At 55.5% G+C, this 25,182-nt stretch carries 19 protein-coding genes and 1 riboswitch; of the genes, 6 read left to right on the top strand and 13 right to left on the bottom strand.

What is annotated here, in order from left to right; genetic code table 11:
* Positions 1-285 precede the first annotated feature (285 nt).
* Positions 286-1,137, bottom strand: coding sequence for a glutamate racemase (murI, locus tag RTM06_RS06480; RefSeq protein ID WP_312180771.1), 852 nt, complete (start codon positions 1,135-1,137; stop codon positions 286-288).
* A complete protein-coding gene (btuB, locus tag RTM06_RS06475) occupies positions 1,082-2,962 on the bottom strand; it encodes a TonB-dependent vitamin B12 receptor BtuB (RefSeq protein ID WP_312180769.1) in 1,881 nt (626 codons plus the stop codon). Before btuB ends, murI begins: the two co-directional genes overlap by 56 nt.
* 68 nt (positions 2,963-3,030) lie before the next feature.
* Positions 3,031-3,212: riboswitch (cobalamin riboswitch) on the bottom strand.
* A 112-nt stretch (positions 3,213-3,324) separates the two neighbouring features.
* Between btuB and trmA the strand changes: the two genes are divergently transcribed.
* Positions 3,325-4,428: a tRNA (uridine(54)-C5)-methyltransferase TrmA gene (trmA, locus tag RTM06_RS06470; protein ID WP_312180767.1), complete on the top strand. Its 1,104-nt coding sequence runs from the start codon at positions 3,325-3,327 to the stop codon at positions 4,426-4,428.
* Between the two features lie 33 nt (positions 4,429-4,461).
* Here trmA and RTM06_RS06465 read toward each other — a convergent pair whose 3' ends face one another.
* Entirely contained in the window at positions 4,462-4,818 is a 357-nt protein-coding gene (locus tag RTM06_RS06465; protein WP_265302966.1) for a YijD family membrane protein, read from the bottom strand.
* Between the two features lie 18 nt (positions 4,819-4,836).
* On the bottom strand, positions 4,837-5,481 hold the full coding sequence (gene fabR / locus RTM06_RS06460; RefSeq protein ID WP_008109648.1) for an HTH-type transcriptional repressor FabR: 645 nt from the start codon (positions 5,479-5,481) through the stop codon (positions 4,837-4,839).
* Positions 5,482-5,675: 194 nt separating this feature from the next.
* On the opposite strand from fabR, the gene sthA reads away from it, so the two are divergent.
* On the top strand, positions 5,676-7,076 hold the full coding sequence (sthA, locus tag RTM06_RS06455; RefSeq protein WP_008109650.1) for a Si-specific NAD(P)(+) transhydrogenase: 1,401 nt from the start codon (positions 5,676-5,678) through the stop codon (positions 7,074-7,076).
* Here sthA and oxyR read toward each other — a convergent pair.
* The 5 genes from oxyR to argC all read right to left on the bottom strand — a co-directional run bounded on the left by oxyR (position 7,059) and on the right by argC (position 12,738).
* On the bottom strand, positions 7,059-7,976 hold the full coding sequence (oxyR, locus tag RTM06_RS06450; RefSeq protein ID WP_008109652.1) for a DNA-binding transcriptional regulator OxyR: 918 nt from the start codon (positions 7,974-7,976) through the stop codon (positions 7,059-7,061). The two genes, sthA and oxyR, sit on opposite strands and share 18 nt — an antisense overlap.
* Before the next feature lie 286 nt (positions 7,977-8,262).
* A complete protein-coding gene (gene argH, locus RTM06_RS06445; RefSeq protein ID WP_179453192.1) occupies positions 8,263-9,636 on the bottom strand; it encodes an argininosuccinate lyase in 1,374 nt (457 codons plus the stop codon).
* A gap of 76 nt (positions 9,637-9,712) precedes the next feature.
* On the bottom strand, positions 9,713-10,930 hold the full coding sequence (locus RTM06_RS06440) for an argininosuccinate synthase (protein WP_179453191.1): 1,218 nt from the start codon (positions 10,928-10,930) through the stop codon (positions 9,713-9,715).
* A 14-nt stretch (positions 10,931-10,944) separates the two neighbouring features.
* Positions 10,945-11,718 (bottom strand): acetylglutamate kinase, encoded by a 774-nt coding sequence (gene argB / locus RTM06_RS06435; RefSeq protein ID WP_256697808.1) that lies wholly within the window; start codon positions 11,716-11,718, stop codon positions 10,945-10,947.
* Between the two features lie 15 nt (positions 11,719-11,733).
* On the bottom strand, positions 11,734-12,738 hold the full coding sequence (argC, locus tag RTM06_RS06430; protein WP_312180762.1) for an N-acetyl-gamma-glutamyl-phosphate reductase: 1,005 nt from the start codon (positions 12,736-12,738) through the stop codon (positions 11,734-11,736).
* Positions 12,739-12,905: 167 nt separating this feature from the next.
* On the opposite strand from argC, the gene argE reads away from it, so the two are divergent.
* Together argE and ppc are read left to right on the top strand one after the other, a co-directional pair.
* On the top strand, positions 12,906-14,054 hold the full coding sequence (gene argE, locus RTM06_RS06425) for an acetylornithine deacetylase (protein WP_007885409.1): 1,149 nt from the start codon (positions 12,906-12,908) through the stop codon (positions 14,052-14,054).
* Positions 14,055-14,311: 257 nt separating this feature from the next.
* Positions 14,312-16,963 (top strand): phosphoenolpyruvate carboxylase, encoded by a 2,652-nt coding sequence (gene ppc, locus RTM06_RS06420; protein WP_008109660.1) that lies wholly within the window; start codon positions 14,312-14,314, stop codon positions 16,961-16,963.
* 125 nt (positions 16,964-17,088) lie between these two features.
* On the opposite strand, the gene metF is transcribed toward ppc, so the two are convergent.
* The 3 genes from metF to metB all read right to left on the bottom strand — a co-directional run bounded on the left by metF (position 17,089) and on the right by metB (position 21,799).
* Entirely contained in the window at positions 17,089-17,985 is an 897-nt protein-coding gene (gene metF / locus RTM06_RS06415; RefSeq protein ID WP_256697811.1) for a methylenetetrahydrofolate reductase, read from the bottom strand.
* 218 nt (positions 17,986-18,203) lie between these two features.
* The gene (locus RTM06_RS06410; protein WP_312180759.1) at positions 18,204-20,636 is read right to left on the bottom strand and encodes a bifunctional aspartate kinase/homoserine dehydrogenase II; all 2,433 of its coding nucleotides are present in this window, start codon (positions 20,634-20,636) and stop codon (positions 18,204-18,206) included.
* Positions 20,637-20,638: 2 nt separating this feature from the next.
* The gene (gene metB, locus RTM06_RS06405; RefSeq protein ID WP_179453190.1) at positions 20,639-21,799 is read right to left on the bottom strand and encodes a cystathionine gamma-synthase; all 1,161 of its coding nucleotides are present in this window, start codon (positions 21,797-21,799) and stop codon (positions 20,639-20,641) included.
* Between the two features lie 274 nt (positions 21,800-22,073).
* Here metB and metJ point away from each other — a divergent pair, with 274 nt between their 5' ends.
* Positions 22,074-22,391: a met regulon transcriptional regulator MetJ gene (gene metJ / locus RTM06_RS06400; protein WP_007885403.1), complete on the top strand. Its 318-nt coding sequence runs from the start codon at positions 22,074-22,076 to the stop codon at positions 22,389-22,391.
* A 77-nt stretch (positions 22,392-22,468) separates the two neighbouring features.
* Here the strand turns inward: metJ and rpmE are convergent, their stop codons facing one another.
* Entirely contained in the window at positions 22,469-22,684 is a 216-nt protein-coding gene (gene rpmE / locus RTM06_RS06395) for a 50S ribosomal protein L31 (protein WP_007885402.1), read from the bottom strand.
* A 210-nt stretch (positions 22,685-22,894) separates the two neighbouring features.
* On the opposite strand from rpmE, the gene priA reads away from it, so the two are divergent.
* Positions 22,895-25,093, top strand: a complete 2,199-nt coding sequence (gene priA, locus RTM06_RS06390; protein WP_312180754.1) for a primosomal protein N' — start codon at positions 22,895-22,897, stop codon at positions 25,091-25,093.
* The last annotated feature ends 89 nt before the right edge of the window (positions 25,094-25,182 follow it).

Genomic DNA, 25,182 nt, shown 5'->3' with positions numbered 1-25,182 from the left:
TGATATCAATCCTGCGAGTGCCCACACAGATTGTCTGATAAATTGTTAAAGAGCATGCCGCGATTTCTCTAGCGGCGCGGGATGCGTATATTACGCTTTCCGCATTCTCAGTCAAGCATTTATTTTTGCTTTTCTGAAGGTTGCCTTGAAGGCTACCTCCTGAACACATCGCTTCGTAAGCCGTTGTTCCGTGTCAGTGGAGGCGCAGTATAGGGATTTCTTCGGGGCTGACAAGTGCTAATTTCAAATTAATTTCCGAGTGCTGATTTTTTCGTCGAAACGTCCCTAAACTGCTAATTTTTCCAGCAACGGGAAGCCATAACGCTGCAAAATCGATGACAATTTCGCCACTTCATCATCCAAACGCGTACAGAACGCTAAATTCTGCCCGGACGAAACCGCCTGCGGTGCTTCATGCTCTAATAACCAAACGGTACGTCGCGCGATCGCCGCGCCCGAATCCACCAACCTTGTCCCTTCCGGCAGTACCAATTGCAGCTCATCACGTAATAAAGGGAAATGCGTACAGCCGAGAACCACGGTATCGGGCGGCTCTTTCATACGTAGCCAGGGTTGCACAGCGCGGCGCACATCGGCCAGTTCAACATCTTCGCCATGCAGCTTGGCTTCCGCCAGTTCCACCAGCTCAGCAGAACCGAGCATTTCGATTTTGCAGTCCCGGGCAAATTGCGTCACCAACTCATGCGTATAAGGACGCTTCACCGTGCCACGCGTGGCCAGTAATCCCACCACGCCGTTACGCGTCAGACGCGCAGCAGGTTTAATCGCTGGCACCACACCCACAACCGGGAATTCGAAGCGCTCACGCAGAGCCGGCAAAGAGATGGTACTGGCCGAGTTACAGGCGATGATCACCAGCGCAAGCGGGAAACGCTGAGTGATAGCCGTCACCACCGCCACTACACGCTCGACAATAAAGTCTTCGGATTTTTCGCCATACGGGAAACCTTCATTATCGAAGGCGTAAAGATAGTGAAGATCCGGCAGTAAATGCCGGACCTCATCATAGACAGACAGCCCACCGACGCCGGAGTCAAACACCAGAACGGTGGGTTGTAGATCAGAAGCTGTAGCTGGCGCTGAGGTAATACTCCGTTCCTGGAGTTGGATAGCCATACACTGTCTCGTAATCTTTATCGAACAGGTTGGCAATTCTACCACGAACGGTGAGCTGTGATGTGACCGGATACGAAACTGCCAGATCCCACAAACTCACGCCGCCTAATTTTACGCGTTCAGCGGTATAAGAGTGGTTGTAATCGGTATCGAAACGATCGCCGAGATAGTGATAAGTCACAGACCAGTCGAAGTCATACACCGTCCAGTCGAGTTGATACTTCACCTGCTGCTTCGCACGGCGCACCAATTGCTGATTGGTCTCAGCATCACGCGCATCGACATAATCGTAAGAAATCTGATGGCTAAGCGGGCCGGTATCGAACGATGCCGTAGCCTCAACACCTTTAATACGTACTATGTCGATGTTGTAGTAGATGAAAGTGCTTGGATCGCTATCAATCAGATTTTCGATGTCATTGCGATAACCCGACACGCGCCAACTGACCGGCCCGGTTAAACCTTCAAAGCCACCTTCCCATTGTTTACTCTCTTCCGGTTTCAAATCGCTGTTGCCGTAAGAACCATACAGCTGACCAAGACGCGGCGCTTTATAGGCAGTCGCATAGTTAGCGAAGACGCTGTAGCCGTCAACAAACTCCCAGGATGCGCCACCCTGCCAGGTGCTGTGCCAGCCAAACTGACTGTTGTCATCACCACGCAGCGCACCTTCAAGTGTTACATCGCCAAACTTTTGCTGCGCAGTGGCGTAAATGCCGGTATCGCGCAGTTCAGTGCTATGGGTGACATATGCGGTGCCCGGCTCGGTAGTCTGTTTCTGCCAGTCTACGCCGCCGCTGACGGTGCCTTGCCCAACCTGGAAGGTATTGCCCCATTGCAGGTTATATTGCTTACTGTCATCCAGTGTGGTCGCCGGACCATAACGGCCAGTGCGTGGATCATAGTTGTAATCTTTGCTGCGGCTGTAGCTGGCAATCAGCTGAGTGGAATAGATGTCATGGCTGTAGCGCAGGCCGGTATCCCAAGTCTGGCTATATAGCTGACGAGTGTCGTTTAATCCGGTGATATTGAAACTGCTGTCATAACTGTAAGTGCCGTCATAGGCCGTACGGTTATCAAAACCGTAACCGCGGAAGAAGCCACTCAGCTCGTCGCTAAATTGATGTTCCAGCGATCCATACAGCGACTTGCTCATGAAACCATCGCGGTCTTTTTGTGCCGGATCGCCATACACATCAGGTAAGTTGGCCACCACATCGTAGCCTCGGGTGTAGGTGTAATTACCGGCCATGGTCAGCCTGGTGGCATCACCCAACTGTTGCTGCGTTGAACCTTCATAACTCTGATAACCGTTCGAACCCACACCAGCGGTCAACGTTGTGCCTGGTTTATCGCGGCCAGTAATAATGTTGATGACTCCACCAATCGCATCCGAACCATACACCGCCGAACGCGCGCCACGCACGTATTCGATGCGTTGCACCAGCGAAAGCGGAATCTGGCTGAGATCGGATGAACCGGAAACGCCGGCCTGATTGAGACGAATACCGTCAATCAGCACCAGAACATGACTGGAATTGGTGCCTCGAATAAACAGCGAACTGCTCTGACCCATACCACCATTCTGCGCGATATCCACGCCCGGCAAACGGCGCATCACATCGCTCAGGGTTTTTGACTGCCAGCGATCAATATCTCCACGTGTCACCACGGAAGTTGGCGCCAGCACCGACGAGACCGGCTGTGCGAAGCGGTTAGCGGTAACGATTTGCGTATCATCATTCTGCTGCGCGTAGCCAAATTGCGCCCAGAGAGACAACGCCGTTGCACTGAAGGCAAACAGCGAAGCATGTGTTTTTTTCATTGTTATAGCATCCAAAAGACGAAGCAGGATGCCGCACGACTACAACCAATAGCTCGCGATGGTCGTATGTATTGCGACGTTACACCGGCAGGTCTTCGGGCTGAGAATCATAAATGGTGAAAAACTTCCCATCCGGCAGGACAGTGTTTATCAGTGCCATCACCACGACATTCTTTACCGCTGCGCGTCAGCTCCAGATTCACACTGGATTCCCTTTTAACTCAAGGAGGCCGGCAGGCGCAGTCTACGGCCAGGAAGGCCGGAAATCCAGACTTCCAGCCATCTTGTTTTCCGCAGGGCTGGACATCAGCAGTTGAATGCCTACAATCGCCCGGCAAGCCAGCTTATTACCAGGATTAAAGATGACACCCGAACAGCTCCCGATTGAACAATACGACGCGCAACTGGCGGAAAAAGTCAGCCGCTTACAGGCGATGATGGTGCCCTTTGCTGCGCCCGACGTGGAGGTGTTCCGTTCGCCGGTCAGCCACTATCGGATGCGTGCCGAATTCCGCATCTGGCACGACGGTGACGATCTCTACCACATCATCTTTGATCAACAGACCAAGCAACGTATCCGCGTCGATCAATTCCCGGCGGCCAGTGAATTGATCAACCAGCTGATGCCAAAACTGATCGCGGCGATCCGCGACAACCGCGCGCTGCGTTTTAAGCTATTCCAGATCGATTACCTGTCGACGATGAGCAACCAGATCGTCATCTCGCTGCTCTATCACCGCAAGCTGGAAGAGGAGTGGACCGCCGCCGCCAGCGCCCTGCGTGATAGCCTGCGTGCCGAAGGCTTTGACGTGCAGCTGATTGGCCGCGCCACCAAAACCAAAATCTGCCTCGATCGCGATTACGTTGATGAACGTCTGCCGGTTGCCGGTAAAGAGATGATTTATCGTCAGGTGGAGAACAGCTTCACCCAGCCAAACGCGGCGATGAATATTCAGATGCTGGAGTGGGCGCTGGACGTGACGCAGGATTCGCGTGGCGATCTGCTGGAACTCTATTGCGGTAACGGCAACTTCTCGCTGGCGCTGGCGCGTAACTTCCGCCGCGTGCTGGCCACCGAGATTGCCAAGCCGTCAGTCGCGTCCGCGCAATACAACATTGCCGCCAACCAGATTGATAACGTGCAGATTATTCGTATGGCCGCCGAAGAGTTTACTCAGGCGATGACGGGCGTACGCAGCTTCAATCGTTTAGAAGGCATCGACCTGAAGAGCTATCAGTGCGAAACCATTTTTGTCGATCCGCCGCGCAGCGGGCTGGATGAGGAAACCGTGAAGATGGTGCAGGCCTATCCGCGCATCCTTTATATCTCCTGCAACCCGCAAACCCTGTGCGACAACCTCGCGGTGCTGGGAGAAACGCATGATGTCACGCGTCTGGCGCTGTTCGATCAGTTCCCGTATACCCATCATATGGAATGCGGCGTGCTGCTGACGCTGAAAGCCTAAACAAAAACGGGAACCCTCAAGGTTCCCGTTTTTTTACTGCTTGCTCTTCGCGCGGCGGAAACGCATCCCAATCCAGAACACCAGCGCCACCATCAGAATGGTCGGGATGAAGTTGGAGCCGATATCCGGATATTCAGCCCGCACCAGCGCGCTATAAACCAAAATACCCAGCAGAAAGAACGCCGCCGCCAGTGAAGGCATGCCGTCTGGCATATTGCGGTTGAGATAACGCTGATGCAGACACCAGGCCGCGAGGCCAAGCGCGATCAGTGGGAATATCGAAAAGGGAACAAACGTGCTGAACAGCACCGAAAAGGAGCCGTTGATCGCTAAACCGGTGATAAAAGCCAATAAAAGCGTTCCTTTATCGCGTGGGTTTTGCTGAATCATTTCATTATCCTTATCACATTACTCTTCGGGTTTTTCCAGGGTAACTGCCAGGCGCTCTTGCTCCCGGCGATACCAGTAATAAGCACCTTTGGCGATCATGCGCAGCTGCAGCACTAATCGATCCTCCAGCTTGCGGCGCTGCTCAATATCAACATCCAGCGCTTCGGCACCCGCGCTAAACACAATCGTCACCATCGCTTCGGCCTGCGCTTCGGTGAAGCTGCGCGGCATGCGATTTTCCAGCTCAAGGTAATCGGCCAGTTCGGCGATGAAGTGCTGAATCTCTCGGGCAACGGCGGCACGAAATGCTGCCGAGGTTCCGGAGCGCTCGCGTAGTAAGAGCCGAAAAGCGTTGGGATTGTTCCCGATGAACTCCATAAAAGTTGCCACCGAGGTTTTGATGATGCTGCCGCCCTTGGCAATACGCTGGCGCGCCTGACGCATTAACTGGCGCAGCATTAAGCCGCTTTCGTCCACCATGGTCAAGCCCAGCTCGTCGACATCGCGGAAGTGACGATAAAATGAGGTCGGCGCAATCCCCGCTTCGCGTGCAACTTCGCGCAAACTCAGGCTGGCAAAACTCCTTTCTGCACTTAACTGACTGAAGGCAGCTTCAATCAGTGAACGTCGTGTACGTTCTTTTTGTAGCGCTCTGACGCCCATTTTTCCGGCCTTTTAGGTGATTTGGCAGGCACTATAACAAAATTTTCAGCGTACAGCGGTGCAAACTTTGTGAACGCCTGTGAACCTCACGCTTTGTCAAACTTCAGCAATTTACGCTGTTAGAATTCAGATGTGCGCGGCGAGATGTTAGAATCTCGTTGTAAAAATGTGATAAAAAAATAGGACGTACTGGTATGCAAAAGTCTTACGATTACGATGCCATTGTGATTGGCTCCGGTCCGGGCGGCGAAGGTGCGGCGATGGGGCTGGTGAAGCAGGGAGCGCGTATTGCAGTGATCGAACGCTACCACAACATCGGCGGCGGTTGTACTCACTGGGGAACCATCCCTTCCAAAGCCTTGCGTCACGCTGTCAGCCGTATCATCGAGTTCAATCAAAACCCACTTTACAGCGATCACACTCGACTCCTGCGCTCCTCATTCGCCGACATTCTCAACCACACCGAGAACGTGATCAGTCAGCAAACCGCGATGCGTCAGGGTTTCTACGAGCGCAACCGCTGTGAACTTTATCAGGGCGATGCCCGATTTGTTGATGCCAACACTATCGAAGTGGAACAACCCGACGGCACCCGCGAGCGCTTAACCGCCGAGAAATTCGTTATTGCCTGCGGTTCTCGTCCGTATCATCCAGCGGATGTCGATTTTACCCATCCACGCGTTTACGATTCCGACTCCATCCTCAACCTGCACCATGAACCTGGCCACGTCATCATTTACGGCGCCGGCGTGATTGGCTGTGAATATGCCTCGATTTTCCGCGGCCTGAACGTCAAGGTTGACCTGATCAACACCCGCGACCGTCTGCTGGCGTTCCTCGATCAGGAGATGTCAGATTCCCTCTCCTATCACTTCTGGAACAGCGGCGTGGTGATTCGTCACAACGAAGAGTTCGAGAAGATTGAAGGCGTTGATGACGGGGTGATTATTCACCTTAAATCGGGCAAAAAAGTGAAAGCGGATTGCCTGCTGTACGCAAACGGTCGAACCGGTAACACCGATTCACTGGCGCTGGAAAACGTAGGACTGGAAGCGGATGGTCGTGGCCTGTTGAAAGTGAACAGCATGTATCAAACCGCGCTGCCGCATATTTACGCGGTCGGTGACGTGATTGGTTATCCAAGCCTGGCCTCTGCTGCTTACGATCAGGGCCGCATCGCCGCGCAGGCGATCATCAAAGGTGAAGCCACCGCGCATCTGATCGAGGATATTCCAACCGGGATTTACACCATTCCGGAGATCAGCTCCGTGGGTAAAACCGAACAGCAGCTGACGGCGATGAAAGTGCCGTATGAAGTGGGTCGTGCACAGTTCAAACATCTGGCGCGTGCGCAGATTGTTGGTATGCACGTCGGCAGCCTGAAGATTCTGTTCCACCGCGAAACCAAAGAGATTTTAGGGATTCACTGCTTTGGCGAGCGTGCTGCGGAGATCATTCACATCGGCCAGGCCATCATGGAACAGAAGAACGGCGGCAACACGATTGAGTACTTCGTGAATACCACCTTCAACTATCCCACCATGGCCGAAGCCTATCGTGTGGCAGCGTTAAACGGCTTAAACCGCCTGTTTTAACGAGGTATCCAGATAACCCTTCATGTGGGTTTTGATTGCTTCTGCCAACTGCTCATAGCGGCTGCGCAGAGGCGATCCTGGACGATAGACCAACGCGATGGTGCGCTGTGGAACAGGCTTGTAGCACGGCAAATAGCAGACGCCATCACGTTCGCGTTCATTCGGTACGGACAGCGCAGGCAGCAAGGTAATACCGCTTCCGGCGGCAACCATGTTGCGCAGCGTTTCTAAACTGGTGGCGCGGAAATGCGTATCTTCATCGGCACCGGCTTCGAAGCAGAAGCCCATCGCCTGATCGCGCAGGCAGTGCCCATCTTCCAGCATCAGTAATTTCTCACCGGCCAGATCCGACATTGGCACGCGATCGCGATCGCGCCACGGATGATCGGCATACACCGCTAGCGTCATTGGCTCATCAAACAGCGGCACCTCAATAAAGGCTTCACTCTCTTTTACCAACGCCACAATGGCGCAATCCAGCTTGCCGCTGTCGAGCTGTGCCAACAGTTGCTGCGTCTGCGCTTCGTGCAGGTACATTTCGAGTTTGGGGAAGGTTTTGTGCAGCATCGGGATGATGTGCGGCAGCAGATACGGCCCGGTGGTTGGAATCAAACCAATGTGCAGCGGTCCAGACATCGCTTCGCCCTGTTGGCTCGCCATCTCCTTCAACACTTTCACTTCGCGCAGCACGGTTCGCGCTTGGTCCACCAGCAATAGTCCAGCCTGAGTAAACAACACCTTACGACTGGTACGCTCCAGCAGCATCACACCAAGTTCATCTTCCAGCTTACGAATCTGTCCACTTAAGGTGGGTTGGCTGACATGACATGCGTCAGCTGCGCGCCGGAAATGGCGATGCTCCGCAAGTGAAACCAGGTATTCGAGATCACGAATATTCATTGAAATCCTCCAAACCACGATAGCCCGTGGCGATAGATAGAATAGCAATGAACGATTGGCCCTATCAAGCCGTGTGCGGGAATAATGCGCGCATCAACATGATGTGGAGCAGAACCTGCAAACTGCTTAAAACAAATCACTGTGCTGGCCGGGAGTGGCCTGCCCTTGATGATGTGCCTATAACAAAATGTAATTCCGAAGCTAGAGGTTGGCGGGCTACCGAAGAGGTGCCCGCTTTTTTTGCGTTGGATTTATTGGTCGCCATGAATGGCAACCCATCAAGGCATTAACCTAAACGCTTCTGCGCTTCGCCGATGGCAAACGCCACTTGCTGCGGTGACACGCCGCCCTGCGCATTACGCTTATCGAGACAGGATTGCAGCGACAGGATCGGATACACGTCATCCTCAATCACCGCACTGAACTGCTGCAACTGCGCCAGAGTGAGCGCTTCCAGCGCCACGCCTTGCTTGATCGCTTCCACCACGGTTTCACCGACAATGTGGTGCGCTTCGCGGAACGGAACGCCTTTTGCCACCAGATAATCGGCCAGCTCGGTCGAATTAGCGTAGCCCTGCTCAGCGGCTTCCTGGCAACGCGGACGTTTTACCTGAATGCCGTCCAGCACCAGCACCGACATATGCAGGCAATCGAGCCAGGTATCAAGCGCATCGAACAGCCCTTCTTTGTCTTCCTGCATATCTTTGTTATACGCCAGCGGCAGGCCTTTCAGCGTCATCATCATGCCGGTCAATGCGCCCTGCACACGGCCACATTTGCCACGGATCAGCTCCAGCGCATCCGGGTTTTTCTTTTGTGGCATCAGCGAAGAGCCGGAAGTGACTTTATCAGACAGCTCAAGGAAGCCTGCTTCACCGGTGTTGAAGAAGATCAGGTCTTCAGCAAAGCGCGACAGATGCACCATGCCAATCGAGGCGTCTGACAATAGCTCCAGCACGTGATCGCGATCGGAAACGGTATCGAGGCTGTTACGCGTGGCAGAAGCAAAACCTAACCAGCCGGCCAGCTGCTGACGATCGATCTCGTAAGCGGTACCGGCCAGCGCGCCGCAGCCCAGCGGACTGACATCCATACGCTTCAGTGCATCCTGCAAACGGCTCTCGTCACGCGCCAGCATCTCAACGTACGCCAGGCACCAATGTGCGAAAGTCACCGGCTGCGCACGCTGCAGGTGCGTATAACCCGGCATCACCGCGTCCTGATTGGCTTCTGCCGTAGCGACCAGCGCCGATTGCAGTTCGCGCGTCGCCTCCAGCAGCACGGCAACCTGCTCTTTGCACCACAGTTTCAGATCGGTCGCGACCTGATCGTTACGGCTACGGCCGGTGTGCAATTTCTTACCCAGCGCGCCGACTTTATCGATCAGCTTGCCTTCCACCCAGCTGTGAATATCTTCCGCATCGCTTTGCAGAATCTGCTCAGGATTGGCGCGTACCTCGGCCAGCAACTCATTCAATGCGCTTTCCAGCTGTTGCTGCTCTTCATTGGTCAGCACGTTGACCGTTACCAGCGCTTTTGACCAGGCAATCGAGCCGGTAATGTCCTGCTCGGCCAGGCGATAGTCAAAACGCAGCGAGTCGTTGAACTGTTTGAACCGTTGGTCTGCTGCCTGCGAAAAACGTCCGCCCCAAAGTGCCATCTGAATTACTCCTGAATCCGTTATAGAAAAGGCGGCCCGAAGCCGCCCTTGCAAAATATGTCGATTGCCGCGGTATTTACTTCTTCTGCTCGTTCAGCGCGCGAATGCGTGAAGAGAGCGAGAACAAGCGAATAAAGCCGCCCGCGTGACGATGATCGTACACTTCGTCTTCGCCAAAGGTGGCGAACTCTTCTGAGTAAAGGCTGTTAGCAGAGGTTTTCTGAATCGCCGTAGCCTGGCCTTTGTACAGCTGCAGTACCACTTCGCCGTTCACCTCTTCTGCCAGTGATTCAGCAGCGGCCTGGATGGATTTGCGCAGCGGCGCGAACCAGCGGCCATCGTAAACCACGTAAGACATTTCATGGCCCAGCTGCTCGCGCCATTTGAAGCTATCGCGATCCAGCACCAGCTGTTCAACCGCACGCAGTGCATTCACCATGATGGTGCCGCCCGGGGTTTCGTAGCAGCCGCGAGACTTGATGCCTACCAGACGGTTTTCCACGATGTCGATACGACCCACGCCGTGTTTCGCACCCAGCACGTTGAGTTTTTCCAGGCACTGGAACGGGCTCAGTTTCTCGCCGTTCACCGCGACAACGCGTCCTTTCTCAACGGTAACGGTAACGTTTTCTGGCTGATCTGGCGCTTCCAGCGGATCAACGGTCCACACCCAGCAATCTTTGTTTGGTGCGTTAGCTGGGCTTTCCAGCACGCCGCCTTCGGTAGAGATGTGCCATGCGTTCTCGTCACGGCTGTAGATTTTTTCCAGCGACGCAGTGGTCGGGATATTGCGCTCTTTCAGGTAATCCAGCAGCGCCTCACGTGAACGCAGGTCCCATTCACGCCATGGTGCAACCACTTTCAGCTGTGGTGCCAGCGCGGTGTAGGTAGTTTCGAAACGCACCTGATCGTTACCTTTACCGGTTGCGCCGTGGCACAGCGCATCTGCGCCCACTTTCAGCGCCAGCTCAACCTGCGCTTTGGCGATAATCGGACGCGCCATTGAGGTACCCAGCAGATAAGTGCCTTCGTACAGAGCGCCGGTCTGCAGTACCGGATAAACGTATTCGCTGATGAACTCTTCACGCAGATCGGCCACGTGGCACTCAGACGCACCTGACTGCAGCGCTTTCTTCTCAACGCCTTCTAAATCTGCCGGATCCTGGCCAATGTTCGCCACGAACGCCACCACTTCACAGCCGCCGTAGTTCTCTTTCAACCATGGAATGATGGCTGAAGTATCCAGACCGCCTGAGTAGGCCAGAACGATTTTTTTGATGTTTTGCGTGCTCATGTCTTAATCCTTGATTATGCGAGAATCCGGGTGCCAATCGACACGCCGTTGAAAAGGGTTGGCAGTTGTTCAGCATGACGCCAGCTAGCGATATCGACCGGGCGACCGAGCGTGCGGGCGGCATCAAGCGCCGCGTTCACTTTCACGATCATGCCATCGGTGATGATGCCCTGAGCAATCAGCTGTTCCGCTTTCGCGGCGGTCATCTCTTCGATGCGCTGACCTTTGCCGTCGAGAATGCCGCTAACGTCAGACAACAGCACTAAATCGGCACCAAGGGTCGCCGCCAGCGCAGTCGCCGCCTGGTCAGCGTTGACGTTCATCAACTCGCCGCCGTCGGTGATGCCAATCGAGCTGATCACCGGCATGTAGCCCGCCGCCAGCAGCGTGTTCACCAGCGCCGGATTGCCAGGCGTCGCGTTGCCAACGTGTCCCAGCTCTTCATCGAACTGCGCCACATTAACCAAACCGGCGTCGCCGAGGCACAAACCCACTGCGCCGATGCCGTATTTCTTCGCCCACGCTAGCAGCGTTTTGTTGGCGGTACCGGCTAACGCACCGGTAATAATGTCAATCTGATCGGCTGGCGTCACGCGCAAACCGTTCTTCTTTTTCACCGGCAGCGCGAGCTTCTTCATCAGCTCGTCCACCACGCAACCACCGCCGTGCACAATGATCAGCGGACGCTGATGTTCATTGCGGTACGCCAGCAGGGCATCAAACAGACGGGCCAGCGCTTCTTCGCTATCCAGCAGCACGCCACCCAGTTTAATGATCAATGGATTCATTGCGTTATCCGTTCGTTAAATCAAAGACAGCGTTTCGGGGAAGCCGAAACGAATGTTCAAACACTGAACCGCCTGCGATGAGGCGCCTTTCAGCAAGTTATCTTCAGCAGCCACCACAATCAGGTGCTCGCCTTGCATGGCAAAGCCGATGTCGCAGAACGGCAAACCGACCACCGCTTTCAGCGCCGGTACGCCTTTGTCATACACGCGCACCAGCGGTTTGTCGTGGTATGCATTATGGAAAGCATCCGCCACATCCTGTTGCGTCACGCCCGCTTTCAGGCGGCAGGTCGTGGTCGACAAAATACCGCGCGGGAAGCTGCCCAGATGTGGCGTAAAGATCACCGGCGTACCGAGATGTGCCACGATTTCCGGATGATGACGGTGATTAAACAGGCCGTACGGCTGCAAGCTCACTTCACAGAAGCTGGTGCCAACGTTGGCTTTGCGCCCTGCACCGCTCACGCCACTGGTGGCATTGATCACCGGCCACTGTGCGTCGCTAAGCAGGCCCGCTGCGATCAGCGGCTTCAGCGAAAGCTGGGCTGCGGTTGGGTAGCAACCCGGCACCGCAACCAGCTCCGCATCTTTAATTTTGTCGTGCTGCCATTCGGCCAGGCCGTAAACCGCCTTATCCAGCCAATCCTGATGCTGATGGCTGAAACCGTAATATTGGATATAGAAAGCGTCGTCGTTTACGCGGAATGCGCCGGAGAGATCGAACACCACGCAACCGGCTTTGAGGAATTCAGGTGCCAGATCGTGGCTGACTTCATGGGCGGTGGCGAGGAACACCACATCCACTTTGTCGGCCCATTCAGCGGCATCGCTCAGCGGCTGCAGCGGCAAATCGACAATGCCTTTGAGCTGCGGATGCAAATCCGACAATAACTTTCCAGCATCCGGGCTTTGCGCTGAAACCGCCAAAGCGGTTATGTTCATATGCGGATGGCGATTCAGGTAGGTGGCAAGCTCTACGCCAGCGTAACCACTGGCACCAACGATCAGCGTATTCAACATCAGGCTGTATACCTTATTACAGTCACGTATCGGGTCGCGGCCTTGCCCCGTTGCCCAGAATGCCGTTTGCAGAAGATTTGATGCTTCACATGCAAGCGACGTTATTGTATTTTTATTCACTATTAATGCATTAATATTGATACATCCTAACCCAAGGACCGTCAACAGTGAAGACAAAATTACCACCTTTTATCGAACTCTACCGCCAGTTGATTGCCACGCCATCAATCAGCGCAACCGATAGCGCACTGGATCAGAGTAATGAAACTTTAATCAATTTGCTGGCCGGCTGGTTCCGCGATATTGGCTTCAGTGTAGAAGTGCAGCCGGTACCTGGCACGCGGCATAAATTCAACATGCTGGCGCGCAGCGGATTGGGCGCAGGCGGCCTGTTACTGGCCGGTCATACTGACACCGTTCCCTATGATGATGGCCGCTGGACGCGCGATCCCTTCACGCTGACGGAACACGACAACAAGCTGTACGGCCTGGGCACCGCCGATATGAAAGGCTTCTTTGCCTTTATTCTGGATGCGCTGCGTGACGTTGACGTGACCAAACTCAGCAAGCCGCTCTACATCCTCGCCACCGCCGATGAAGAGACCACCATGGCGGGCGCGAAGTATTTCTCTGAATCAACGCAACTGCGTCCGGATTGCGCCATCATCGGCGAGCCAACCTCGCTCAAGCCAGTACGCGCGCACAAAGGTCATCTGTCGAATGTGATTCGTATTCAGGGACAATCGGGCCACTCCAGCGATCCGTCACGCGGCGTCAACGCCATTGAGCTGATGCATGAATCCATCACCCAACTGATGCAGCTGCGTAACACATTGAAAGAGCGCTACAACCACGATGGGTTTGCCATTCCTTATCCAACCATGAACTTCGGCCATATTCATGGTGGCGATGCCGCCAACCGCATTTGCGCCTGCTGTGAATTGCATATGGATATTCGTCCGCTGCCGGGCTTAACCCTGAGCGATTTGGATGGTTTACTGAATGACGCGCTGGCACCGGTGAGTGCACGCTGGCCCGGACGATTAACCGTGGGCGAACTGCATCCGCCGATTCCAGGCTACGAATGCCCGGCCGATCATGAGCTGGTGCAAGTGGTGGAGAAGCTGCTGGGCGTGCCAACCGAAGTGGTAAACTATTGCACTGAAGCGCCTTTTATCCAGCAATTGTGCCCAACGCTGGTTTTAGGCCCGGGATCTATCAATCAAGCCCACCAACCTGATGAGTTTATTGATACCGCATTTATCAAGCCGACTCATGCGCTTATCACTCAAGTCGTGCAGCATTTTTGTCATTGATGAACAACAGATGGGGCATTTCACTGTTAAATCAGCAAATTGCCCCGTCATTGTTCGGGATTTGATAATAAGAATAACTTATCTCGCTTCGCTGCAAGCAAATTCTTTGAATTTCCGCCATTTAGCAGCACATTTACGTAGATTTAAGGCAATTGACGTGCAGGAAGATACGTGGCTAGATAAAAGACGATGTTATGCCCGTGGGTAAATCATTCCCGTGGGGATATTTAAAAAGATGATGAGGGTGTCAGGGTCCAATGAACGAACAATATTCCGCAATGCGAAGTAATGTCAGTATGCTCGGCAAACTGCTCGGGGATACGATTAAGGATGCACTAGGAGAGAACATCCTCGACCAGGTGGAGACCATCCGTAAACTCTCTAAGTCATCCCGTGCGGGAAATGACACCCATCGTCAGGAACTGCTGACCACGCTGCAAAATCTGTCGAATGACGAGCTGCTGCCGGTGGCGCGTGCCTTTAGCCAGTTCCTTAATCTCACCAACGTCGCTGAACAGTACCAAACCATTTCGCGTAGCGGTGATGGCGCGAACCATCCTGAACTGCTGAAAAAGACTTTCGAGCGCCTGAAACAGCAAGGCGATATCAGCGAAGCGGCAATCCGTCAGTCAATTGAAGAGCTGTCGCTGGAGCTGGTGCTGACTGCGCACCCCACCGAAATTACCCGCCGCACGCTGATCCATATGCTGGGCGAAGTGAACAGCTGCTTGCAGCAACTCGATCACAGCGACATTTCCGATTACGAGCGCACGCAGGTGATGCGCCGTCTGCGCCAGCTGGTGGCGCAAGCGTGGCACACCGACGAGATCCGCAAATACCGTCCAACGCCAATCGATGAAGCTAAATGGGGCTTTGCCGTGGTGGAAAACAGTTTGTGGCAAGGCGTGCCCGCCTTCCTACGTGAGCTGAACGAGCAAGTTGAAGAGACCTTTGGCATTAAGCTGCCGGTCGATTTCGTGCCGATTAAATTTACTTCGTGGATGGGCGGCGACCGTGACGGCAACCCGAACGTCACCGCACCGATTACCCGCCACGCGATGCAGCTGAGCCGCTGGAAAGCCGCGGACCTGTTCCTGCGCGATATCGGCGTGCTGGTTTCTGAGCTGTCGATGTCCGAATGTAGCGACGAAGTACGCGAGCTGTGCGGCGATCCGGAAGCGCTCGAGCCGTACCGTATGGTGCTGAAGCGCATTCGCAGCCAGCTCATGACCACGCAAGCCTATCTTGGCCGTCGTCTGAAAGGCGAGCGCCTGCCGCGTCCGGCCGATCTGCTGGTCTCCAACGATCAGCTGTGGGAACCGCTGTTCGCTATCTACCAATCTCTGCAACAGTGCGGCATGGGCATCATCGCCAACGGCCAGCTGCTGGACACGCTGCGCCGCGTGAAGTGTTTCGGCGTGCCGCTGGTGCGTATCGATATCCGTCAGGAGAGCACCCGCCATACCCAGGCGATTGCCGAAGTAACGCGTTATCTCGGCCTTGGTGATTACGAAAGCTGGTCAGAAGCGGATAAACAAGCCTTCCTGATCCGCGAACTGAATTCTAAGCGCCCGCTGTTGCCGCATCAGTGGGAACCGGGCGATGAGACACGTGAAGTGTTGGATACCTGCAAAGTGGTGGCCGAAGCGCCGCAGGGTTCGATTGCTTCCTACGTGATCTCCATGGCGAAAACCCCGTCGGACGTGCTGGCCGTGCATCTGCTGCTGAAAGAAGCCGGCATTCCTTACGCCATGCCGGTTGCGCCGCTGTTCGAAACCCTCGATGACCTGAACAACGCCAACGACGTGATGACGCAGTTGTTGAACATCGACTGGTATCGCGGCTTTATCAACGGCAAACAGATGGTGATGATTGGCTATTCCGACTCGGCGAAAGATGCCGGCGTGATGGCCGCCAGCTGGGCGCAATATCAGGCGCAGGATGCGCTAATCAAAACCTGTGAGAGCGCGGGCATTACGCTGACGCTGTTCCACGGACGCGGCGGCTCAATCGGTCGTGGCGGCGCGCCAGCTCATGCTGCGTTGTTGTCACAGCCGCCGGGCAGCCTGAAAGGTGGCCTGCGCGTGACCGAACAGGGCGAGATGATTCGCTTCAAATACGGTTTGCCAGAAGTCACCATTGCCAGCCTGTCGCTGTATACCGGTGCGATTCTGGAAGCCAACCTGCTGCCACCGCCGGAACCAAAGCGCGAATGGCAGGAGATCATGAACGGTTTGTCGGCGCACTCCTGTGCGATGTATCGCGGTTATGTGCGTGAAAACCCGGACTTCGTGCCCTATTTCCGCTCGGCCACGCCAGAGCAGGAGCTGGGTAAATTGCCGCTGGGTTCACGTCCGGCTAAACGTCGCCCAACCGGCGGTGTGGAATCGCTGCGTGCGATTCCCTGGATCTTCGCCTGGACGCAGAACCGCCTGATGTTGCCCGCCTGGCTGGGCGCGGGTGCCGCGTTGCAGAAAGCGATGGATGAAGGTCATCAGGATGAGCTGGAAAACATGTGCCGCGAATGGCCGTTCTTCGCCACACGTCTTGGCATGCTGGAGATGGTGTTCTCAAAAGCCGATCTGTGGCTGGCGGAATATTACGATCAGCGTCTGGTGGATAAATCACTGTGGCCGCTCGGCAAGCAGCTGCGCGATCAGCTGGATGCGGATATCAAAGCGGTGCTGACCATCGCCAACGATGCGCATTTGATGGCTGACCAACCGTGGATTGCTGAATCTATCGCGCTGCGTAACGTCTATACCGATCCGCTGAACGTGTTGCAGGCTGAACTGCTGCATCGTTCGCGTGCGCAGGAAGAGCGCGGTGATGAGCCTGATGCGCGTGTAGAACAAGCGCTGATGGTGACGATCGCGGGTGTTGCGGCAGGTATGCGTAATACGGGGTAATTTTTTCCCCTCACCCTAACCCTCTCCCGCTTGCGGGAGAGGGGACCGATCAAGCACAGATGTTACACATTTCCCCACCTAAACATTCCCTCGCCCGCTTGCGGGAGAGGGTTAGGGTGAGGGCATTAACCCCCAATCGCCGGGCGCACGCCCAGCGTGTGGCAAATGGCGTAACTCAATTCGGCGCGATTCAGCGTATAGAAATGGAAATCCTTCACCCCTTCCCGCGACAGGATTTTCACCATGTCCATAGCGACGCTGGCACCCACCATTTTGCGCGTTTCCGGATCGTTATCCAGACCTTCAAACATCGCACTCATCCAGCCCGGCACACGCACATTGGTCATGGTGGCGAAGCGTTGTAGCTGTTTAAAGTTAGAGACCGGCAAAATACCTGGCACGATTTCCACGTCGATACCGGTTGCGACACAGCGGTCGCGGAAGCGCAGGTAGCTTTCCACATCGAAGAAGAATTGGGTGATGGCGCGGTTAGCACCGGCATCGATTTTACGCTTCAGGTTGATCAAATCGGCCTGTGCGCTTTTCGCTTCGGGATGCACTTCCGGGTAGGCCGCCACCGAGATATCGAAATCGCCGACATCTTTCAGCAGTTCAACTAAATCCGAACCGTACATTTCCGGCTTGCCGCTGCCCGGCGGTAAATCACCGCGCAGTGCCACGATATGGCGAATGCCGCTATTCCAGTAATCACGTGCGATAGCGCGCAGCTCATCACGCGTGGCATCGATACAGGTCAGATGCGGTGCCGCTTCCAGACCGGTGCGATCTTTAATGCCTTTAATGATGCTGTGCGTACGGTCGCGCTCGCCCGAGTTGGCACCGTAAGTGACGGAGACGAATTTCGGCTTCAGGCTGCTCAGTCGATCGATTGAGCTCCACAGGGTTTCTTCCATTTCACTGGTGCGTGGCGGGAAAAATTCGAAAGAGACATTAATTTGCCCGTTCAGCTCAGCCAGGCTCTGGTTCAACGCTTCGCGTTGATTGGCGTGAAAGAAACTCATCCTAATTACCTCGTCATCACATATCGATTATTTTGCGGCCTTCGAACATCCATACGTTTAGACGTCCAGATGCACAAAATGAACGATTCGCGCGCCAGCGTCAACAGAAAATTAATGTACGGGCGTGACAAATCTTCAATCAAGGTGAAAGCGTTTCATGATGCGCGGGAGAAGGTGAAGAGTGCAGACGGCTGATGCCGTCTGCAGAGTGAGGCAGATTACAGCAGCTGTGCGAGGCGGTTGATATCCGATTGCAGCGCGCCCGCCGTAACATCACGGCCTGCGCCCGGTCCGCGAATCACCAGCGGATTATCGCGGTACCAGCGGCTTTCAATGGCAAACACGTTATCGCACGGCAGCAACGCGGCCAGCGGATGCTCGGGACGTACCGCTTCCACGCCGACGCGCGCTTTGCCATTGGCATCGAAACGCGCCACGTAACGCAGCACTAAGCCCATCTCCTGCGCTGCTTCCAGACGCTGCAGCATCTGGTCATTCAGTTCGTCAGCGTTTTCGAAGAAGTGATCAATCGACTCACCGTCGCAAATCGCCGGCACCAGCGATTCGACTCGCACCTGATCCGGCTCGATGTCGTAGCCCGCTTCACGTGCCAGAATCACCAGCTTGCGCATCACGTCCTGCCCGGACAAATCAACGCGCGGGTCCGGTTCGGTCAGGCCTTGCTGCCACGCCTGATCGACCAGCTCACTAAACGGCACCGTGCCATCAAATTGCAGGAACAGCCAGGAGAGCGTGCCGGAGAAGATACCGCTGATCGCCAGAATGCTATCGCCGCTTTCGCGCAAATCGCGCACCGTGTGATTGACCGGCAACCCGGCACCGACGGTGGCGTTATACAGCCAGTGACGACCGGTTTTGGCGAAAGCATCACGCACCTGACGCCAGCTCTTGCCGCTCGACGCACCGGCAACCTTGTTGGCACTGATGACGTGGAAGCCGTGGCTGGCGAAATCGTGATACTGCTGCGCCAGCTGCTCGCTGGCGGTGACGTCCAGCACCACTAAATCATCGAACGGGTGCGCACGCATCCACAGGAAAAGCGACTCTTCATCACGCTCTACCGCTTCATCATCAAAAAACGCCAATGCGCGGCTGGCTTCCAGACCGTCGTAACTTAGCAAACTGCGGCTGCTGTCTGCGACGCCCGCCAGCACAAACTCAAATCCCGTACGCGCCGACAATGTTTCCTGCTCGCGGGCAAACAGCTCCAGCCAGCGTGAACCGATGTTGCCTTTGCCGAACAACATCAAACCGATGCGTTTTTCTGCGCGGAACAGCGACTGATGCAGTCCCTGAATCAGGTGCTGCGTCGGGCCGACGCGCAGTACCGCCACGATGCTGATGTGATCTTCGGATTGCCAGACAAACTCCACCGGCTGATCTTTGATCTGCTGCCAGAAGCGGTGGCTGTGCAGCGGATTACGCGTCACGCCTGCGCCCACCAGCGCCACCAGCGCTAAGCCGTCGCGCAGCTGCAGATGGCCCGGCAGTGCGGCATCCTGCAATAGGTTGAAGGCGCTATTCACGACTTCCGAGGTGTAACACAGCTGCAGCAGGCGACGATCGGGATGTACACCAATCGCCAGCGGACGCAGCTGCGCGCGCTTCAGCAGCAGATCGATCTCTTTCTGCTGCGTTTTGAAATCGTGATTGTCGGGGATTTGAATCTCCACCAGACACACATCATCGTGGCTGGTAACGATTCGCGCGCCGGTGCCAGATGCCAGCACGCGTTCAATACGCGTCGAGCCTTGCTCCGGTTGATAGCTGCAACGCAGCTGCAAATCGATGTCGCTGTTGGAAACCGGCTGCAAGGTGCGGGTATGCAGCACCGGCGCAGCCAGACGCGCCAGCTCGCTGGCTTCATCGAGACGCAGCAGCGGCAGCAAACAAGCATCAGAAACTTTACGCGGATCGGCGCTGTAAACGCCCGCCACATCGCTCCAGATGGTTACGCGACCCACGCCCGCCAGCGCACCAATCTGCGTTGCCGAGTAGTCCGAGCCGTTACGACCTAGCAGCACGGTTTCACCCGCTTCACTGCGGCTGATAAATCCGGTCACTACCAAACGCTTATGCGGATGCTGTGTTAACAACTCCTGCAGCAGCGGCCAGGATTTGCCTTCATCAACCTGCGGCTGCGCGGCACGTTCAGCACGCAGGAAGTCACGCGCATCCAGCCAGGCGGCTTCGATCTCGCGCTGGCTCAGCACCGCGGCCATCAAGCGCGCCGACCAGATTTCACCGTGCCCCACCACTTCCGCATACACCGCATCGGTGATGGTGCCATCGAGCAGCGCCGCCAGTCTTTCCAGATCGCGTATAAATGAAGACGTCAGGGTTTCGGCATATTCAGCAGGCAGCAGCGCAGCAATTAACTCGCTGTGAAAACGCCGTAAAGCCTGTTGCACCTGATGGGCAGATAAGCGATCGCTCTGGCTCAATTTCAGCCAGCTGATCAACTGGTTAGTGGTGCTGCCAGCGGCAGAGACCACCATTAAGTCGCCTGGCTGGCTGTAATCCGCCATGATGCTGGCCACGCGCTGATAGCAACGTGCGTCGGCCAGGCTACTGCCACCAAATTTATGCAACTGCTTGATCGGCGTTCCCGCGCCCACTGAACTCGTCATGATTACTCCTCGGCTGCGATCCGGAATGCATTATCCAGATCGGCGATTAAATCTTCGTGATCTTCAATCCCAACAGAAATACGCAGCAGTGTTTCCGAAATTCCCGCTGCCGCGCGCGCTTCTGCAGACATGCCGGCATGCGTCATGGTCGCGGTATGCGAAATCAAACTCTCTACGCCGCCGAGTGATTCAGCCAGCGTGAACAGCTGCAGCGCTTTCAGGAAGCGGCGCAGGCGAGCCTCATCGGCATCGATTTCAAAACTCAACATCGCACCAAAGCCACGCTGCTGACGTACCGCGAACTCATGACCGGCATTTTCCGGCAGAGACGGATGATACAGTTTTTTCACCAGCGGTTGTTGCTTCAGGTAATCAACAATCGCCAATGCATTGCGTTGTGCTGCCGCGATACGCGGTGACAGCGTGCGAAGACCGCGCAGCAGCAGGTAGCTATCAAACGCTGCGCCGGTTACACCAATATTATTCGCCCACCACGCCAGATCGGTGGCCATCGCCGGATCTTTCGAAATTACCGCGCCCGCCACCACATCCGAGTGACCATTCAGGTATTTGGTGCAGGAGTGAACAACCAGATCGGCGCCCAGCGCCAGCGGGTTTTGCAACGCCGGGCTGAGGAAGGTGTTGTCCACCACGCTAATGGCGCCCGCTTCACGCGCGGCGGCGCAAATGCTGGCGATATCGACCACACGCAGCAGTGGATTGCTTGGGCTTTCAACCAGCACCAGTTTCGGTTTTTCGGCTAATGCCGCGTCCAGTGCCGCTTTATCGCCTTGATCGACGAACTTAACGCGATACGCACCGCGCTTGCTCAGGCTATCGAACAGACGATAGCTGCCGCCGTAACAGTCGTGTGGCGCCACCAGCAGATCGCCCGGCTTCAGGAACACAGTTGTCACCAAATGAATCGCCGACATGCCGGTATTGGTTAATACCGCGCCTGCGCCACCTTCCAGCTCTGCCAGCGCGCGCTGAACCACATCGCGCGTTGGGTTACCACGACGTGAATAGTCATGCGCACGCGGCTCATTGAAGTCGAGGAAGTTATAGGTGCTGGAGAGATGAATCGGTGGGACAACGCAGCCATATTGCTCGTCATCATTCAAACCGCTACGTACTGCGATGGTTGCCTGTTTACGCGTCATGGTGCTTACTGTTCCTGAAGAAAAAGAAGAGCAACAGAATAACACTCCGCACATAGACGTCAATACATCTGGACATCTAAATGTCTTTGCGTATAGATTGAGCAAATCATCAATAACCGCTAAAATTGTCCGTCATCGCCTGGTGTTCAGCGCGCTTTCCTTTACAGAAGCGGTGCTCAAGCATAAAACCTGCGGTTTAAGGGGTCAGGCATCGAAAAATCGGGCATAATCAACGGATTTCCCCATATTCAACTTTTATTGATTAAGGTAACCCATGGCTGAATGGAACGGCGAATATATCAGCCCTTACGCTGAACATGGCAAGAAGAGCGAGCAGGTTAAGAAAATCACAGTTTCTATCCCGCTGAAAGTGCTGAAGATTTTAACGGATGAGCGCACCCGCCGTCAGGTGAACAACCTGCGTCACGCCACCAACAGCGAACTGCTGTGTGAAGCCTTTTTGCATGCTTTCACCGGGCAGCCTCTGCCGAACGATGTCGATTTGCGTAAAGAACGCAGCGATGAGATTCCGGAAGAAGCAAAACAGATTATGCGTGAAATGGGCATCGATCCCGATAGCTGGGAATACTGAAGCCAGAAATAAAAAAACCCAGCCGAGGCTGGGTTTTTTCTTGCTGCCGAATCGCGAAGATTCGACGGCCAAAAATCTTATTTCTTGCTTGCTGGCACGCTGAAACGCTTGTTGAAGCGATCTACACGGCCACCGGTGTCAGCAATACGCTGCTTACCAGTGTAGAACGGGTGGCATTTGCCGCACACGTCCAGGTTCAGACCAGAAGCCATGGTTGAACGGGTGTTGATCACGTTACCGCAAGAGCAAGTCATGGTTACTGCTTCGTACTTAGGGTGAATACCTTGTTTCATGGGAGAACCTCATAAAAGGCCGTGTCGCTCTCCGTGCCAGGCTCAGCCTGCACAGCACCACACGCGGTTGAACATTAAGTGTATGCTCCGACAAGCGATCTCATCGAAGGCGGCATAGTATACAGAAATTAACCGGTTTTAGCAAATAGCCGCTTCCTAATTAGGCGTGTACACTACTTCTCCTTAATTCAGAACTGGATAGAGATTCAGATGCCCGTTGTTCAGGTTGCCCTGCCCGTTCCGCTACCTCGCCTGTTTGACTACTTGCTGCCTGCCGATACGCCGCAGCCGGTGGCGGGCGCACGCGTGAATGTGCCGTTCGGCAATCGCAAAATGATCGGCATTGTGGTCGGCACGCGCGAGACCAGCGATCTGCCGCTGACGCAGCTCAAGCAGATAGAAAGCATACTCGACGATCAAAGTCTGTTCTCGCCCGCCCTGTGGCGCATTTTGCATTGGGCCGCCACCTATTATCATTCTCCGCTCGGCGAAGTGCTGAGCCATGCGCTGCCGGTGCTGCTGCGTCAGGGCAAACCGGCGCAGGAAGCGCCGCTGTGGCAATGGGTGATAAATGATGCTGGCCGTGAAGTGGCGATGGAAAGTCTGAAGCGCGCGCCGAAACAGCAACAAGCGTTGGCGATGCTGCGTCAGCGACCGCTCTATCGTCATCAGGTTAGCGAACACGATTTTACCGATGCCGCGTTGCAAGCGTTGCGCGCTAAAGGCTTGTGCGATTTGCGTGAACATACGCCGCAGATGCACGACTGGCGCACCCGCTTTGCCGTTAAAGGTGATCGCCTACGCCTGAATACCGATCAGGCGATGGCGGTGGGCGCGATGCGCAGTGAAGACGATCACTATGCGCCGTGGCTGCTGGCCGGCATTACCGGTTCGGGTAAAACCGAAGTGTATCTCAGCGTACTGGAGAACGTGCTGGCACGCGGCAAACAGGCGCTGGTGCTGGTGCCGGAAATCGGCCTGACGCCGCAAACCATCGCCCGCTTCCGCGAGCGCTTTGATGCGCCGATTGATGTGCTGCACTCAGCGCTGAATGACAGCGAACGCCTGGCCGTCTGGCTGCGCGCGCGCAGCGGCGAAACCGCGATTGTTATCGGCACACGCTCGGCGCTGTTCACGCCGCTGGCGCGTCCCGGCGTCATCATTATTGATGAAGAGCACGACAGCTCGTACAAACAGCAGGAAGGCTGGCGCTATCAGGCACGCGATCTGGCGGTGTTCCGCGCCCATGAAGAAGACATTCCGATTGTGATGGGTTCGGCCACGCCCGCGCTGGAAACGCTGCACAACGTGCGCGTCGGCAAATATCGCCAGCTCAATCTCACCAAACGCGCGGGCAATGCTAAACCGGCATTGCAACAGCTGATTGATCTTAAAGGCCAGCAGCTGAAAGGCGGGCTGGCACCGGCGCTACTCGGCAAAATGCGTCAGCATCTACAGGCTGACAATCAGGTTCTGCTATTCCTCAATCGCCGTGGCTTCTCTCCGGCGCTGATGTGCCACGATTGCGGTTGGCTGGCGGAGTGCCAGCGCTGCGATAGCTACTACACGCTGCACCAGAATCATCGCCAGCTGCGCTGCCACCATTGTGATAGCCAGCGCCCGCTGCCGAATCAGTGCCCGAGCTGTGGTTCGACGCATTTGATGCCGGTTGGCGTCGGCACCGAACAGCTGGAACAGCAGCTGGGCACGCTGTTCCCCGGCGTGCCGGTATCGCGCATCGATCGCGATACCACCAGCCGTAAAGGTGCGCTGGAGCAGCATCTGGCCGATGTGCATCGCGGCGGCGCGCGCATTCTGGTGGGCACGCAAATGCTGGCGAAAGGTCATCACTTCCCAGATGTCACGCTGGTGTCGCTGCTGGATGTCGATGGCGCGCTGTTCTCCGCCGATTTCCGTGCCGCCGAGCGCTTCGCTCAGCTTTACACGCAGGTCGCGGGCCGCGCCGGTCGTGCCGGTAAACAGGGCGAAGTATTGCTGCAAACCCATCATCCGGAACATCCGCTGCTGCAAACGTTGCTGCATCGCGGCTATTTCGCTTTTGCCGATCAAACGCTGCTGGAGCGTCAATCGGTGCAGCTGCCACCGTGGACCAGCCATGCGCTGTTCCGCGCAGAAGATATGGATAACCAACAAGCGGCGGAATTCCTCACTCAGCTGCGCAATTTACTGGAAGCCAGCCCGCTAAAAGATGACGCGATGTGGCTGATGGGGCCGGTTCCGGCATTGGCACCGAAACGCAGCGGACGCTGGCGCTGGCAGCTGCTGTTGCAGCATCCGTCACGCAAACGTCTGCAACAGCTGTTGAGCGGATCGCTGCCGCTGATCGCCACCTTGCCCGCGTCACGCAAAGTGAAATGGACGCTGGATATCGATCCCACCGAGAGCTAGGCCGCGCCACATCTGCGAGCCAGATCGAAAAAAGTCGCACAAGTCACAATTTTTATGCAAATTAAGTAACAACCCGGCGCGACCTTGGG

Source organism: Pantoea sp. CTOTU46764 (assembly GCF_031974595.1).
In the GTDB taxonomy this organism is placed as follows: domain Bacteria; phylum Pseudomonadota; class Gammaproteobacteria; order Enterobacterales; family Enterobacteriaceae; genus Pantoea; species Pantoea trifolii.
Note: the sequence above shows the minus strand (reverse complement) of the source record. Positions and strands in the feature narration are given on the sequence as shown.

Excerpts from the sequence above, each read along its gene's own strand:
- RTM06_RS06440 (WP_179453191.1), bottom strand. The coding sequence starts at position 10,930 with ATGAGCACGCAAAACATCAAAAAAATCGTTCTGGCCTACTCAGGCGGT.
- metJ (WP_007885403.1), top strand. The coding sequence starts at position 22,074 with ATGGCTGAATGGAACGGCGAATATATCAGCCCTTACGCTGAACATGGC.
- sthA (WP_008109650.1), top strand. The coding sequence starts at position 5,676 with ATGCAAAAGTCTTACGATTACGATGCCATTGTGATTGGCTCCGGTCCG.
- metF (WP_256697811.1), bottom strand. The coding sequence starts at position 17,985 with ATGAGTTTCTTTCACGCCAATCAACGCGAAGCGTTGAACCAGAGCCTG.
- rpmE (WP_007885402.1), bottom strand. The coding sequence starts at position 22,684 with ATGAAACAAGGTATTCACCCTAAGTACGAAGCAGTAACCATGACTTGC.
- trmA (WP_312180767.1), top strand. The coding sequence starts at position 3,325 with ATGACACCCGAACAGCTCCCGATTGAACAATACGACGCGCAACTGGCG.
- priA (WP_312180754.1), top strand. The coding sequence starts at position 22,895 with ATGCCCGTTGTTCAGGTTGCCCTGCCCGTTCCGCTACCTCGCCTGTTT.
- oxyR (WP_008109652.1), bottom strand. The coding sequence starts at position 7,976 with ATGAATATTCGTGATCTCGAATACCTGGTTTCACTTGCGGAGCATCGC.
- ppc (WP_008109660.1), top strand. The coding sequence starts at position 14,312 with ATGAACGAACAATATTCCGCAATGCGAAGTAATGTCAGTATGCTCGGC.
- argH (WP_179453192.1), bottom strand. The coding sequence starts at position 9,636 with ATGGCACTTTGGGGCGGACGTTTTTCGCAGGCAGCAGACCAACGGTTC.
- RTM06_RS06410 (WP_312180759.1), bottom strand. The coding sequence starts at position 20,636 with ATGACGAGTTCAGTGGGCGCGGGAACGCCGATCAAGCAGTTGCATAAA.
- argB (WP_256697808.1), bottom strand. The coding sequence starts at position 11,718 with ATGAATCCATTGATCATTAAACTGGGTGGCGTGCTGCTGGATAGCGAA.
- btuB (WP_312180769.1), bottom strand. The coding sequence starts at position 2,962 with ATGAAAAAAACACATGCTTCGCTGTTTGCCTTCAGTGCAACGGCGTTG.
- fabR (WP_008109648.1), bottom strand. The coding sequence starts at position 5,481 with ATGGGCGTCAGAGCGCTACAAAAAGAACGTACACGACGTTCACTGATT.
- metB (WP_179453190.1), bottom strand. The coding sequence starts at position 21,799 with ATGACGCGTAAACAGGCAACCATCGCAGTACGTAGCGGTTTGAATGAT.
- murI (WP_312180771.1), bottom strand. The coding sequence starts at position 1,137 with ATGGCTATCCAACTCCAGGAACGGAGTATTACCTCAGCGCCAGCTACA.
- argC (WP_312180762.1), bottom strand. The coding sequence starts at position 12,738 with ATGTTGAATACGCTGATCGTTGGTGCCAGTGGTTACGCTGGCGTAGAG.
- RTM06_RS06465 (WP_265302966.1), bottom strand. The coding sequence starts at position 4,818 with ATGATTCAGCAAAACCCACGCGATAAAGGAACGCTTTTATTGGCTTTT.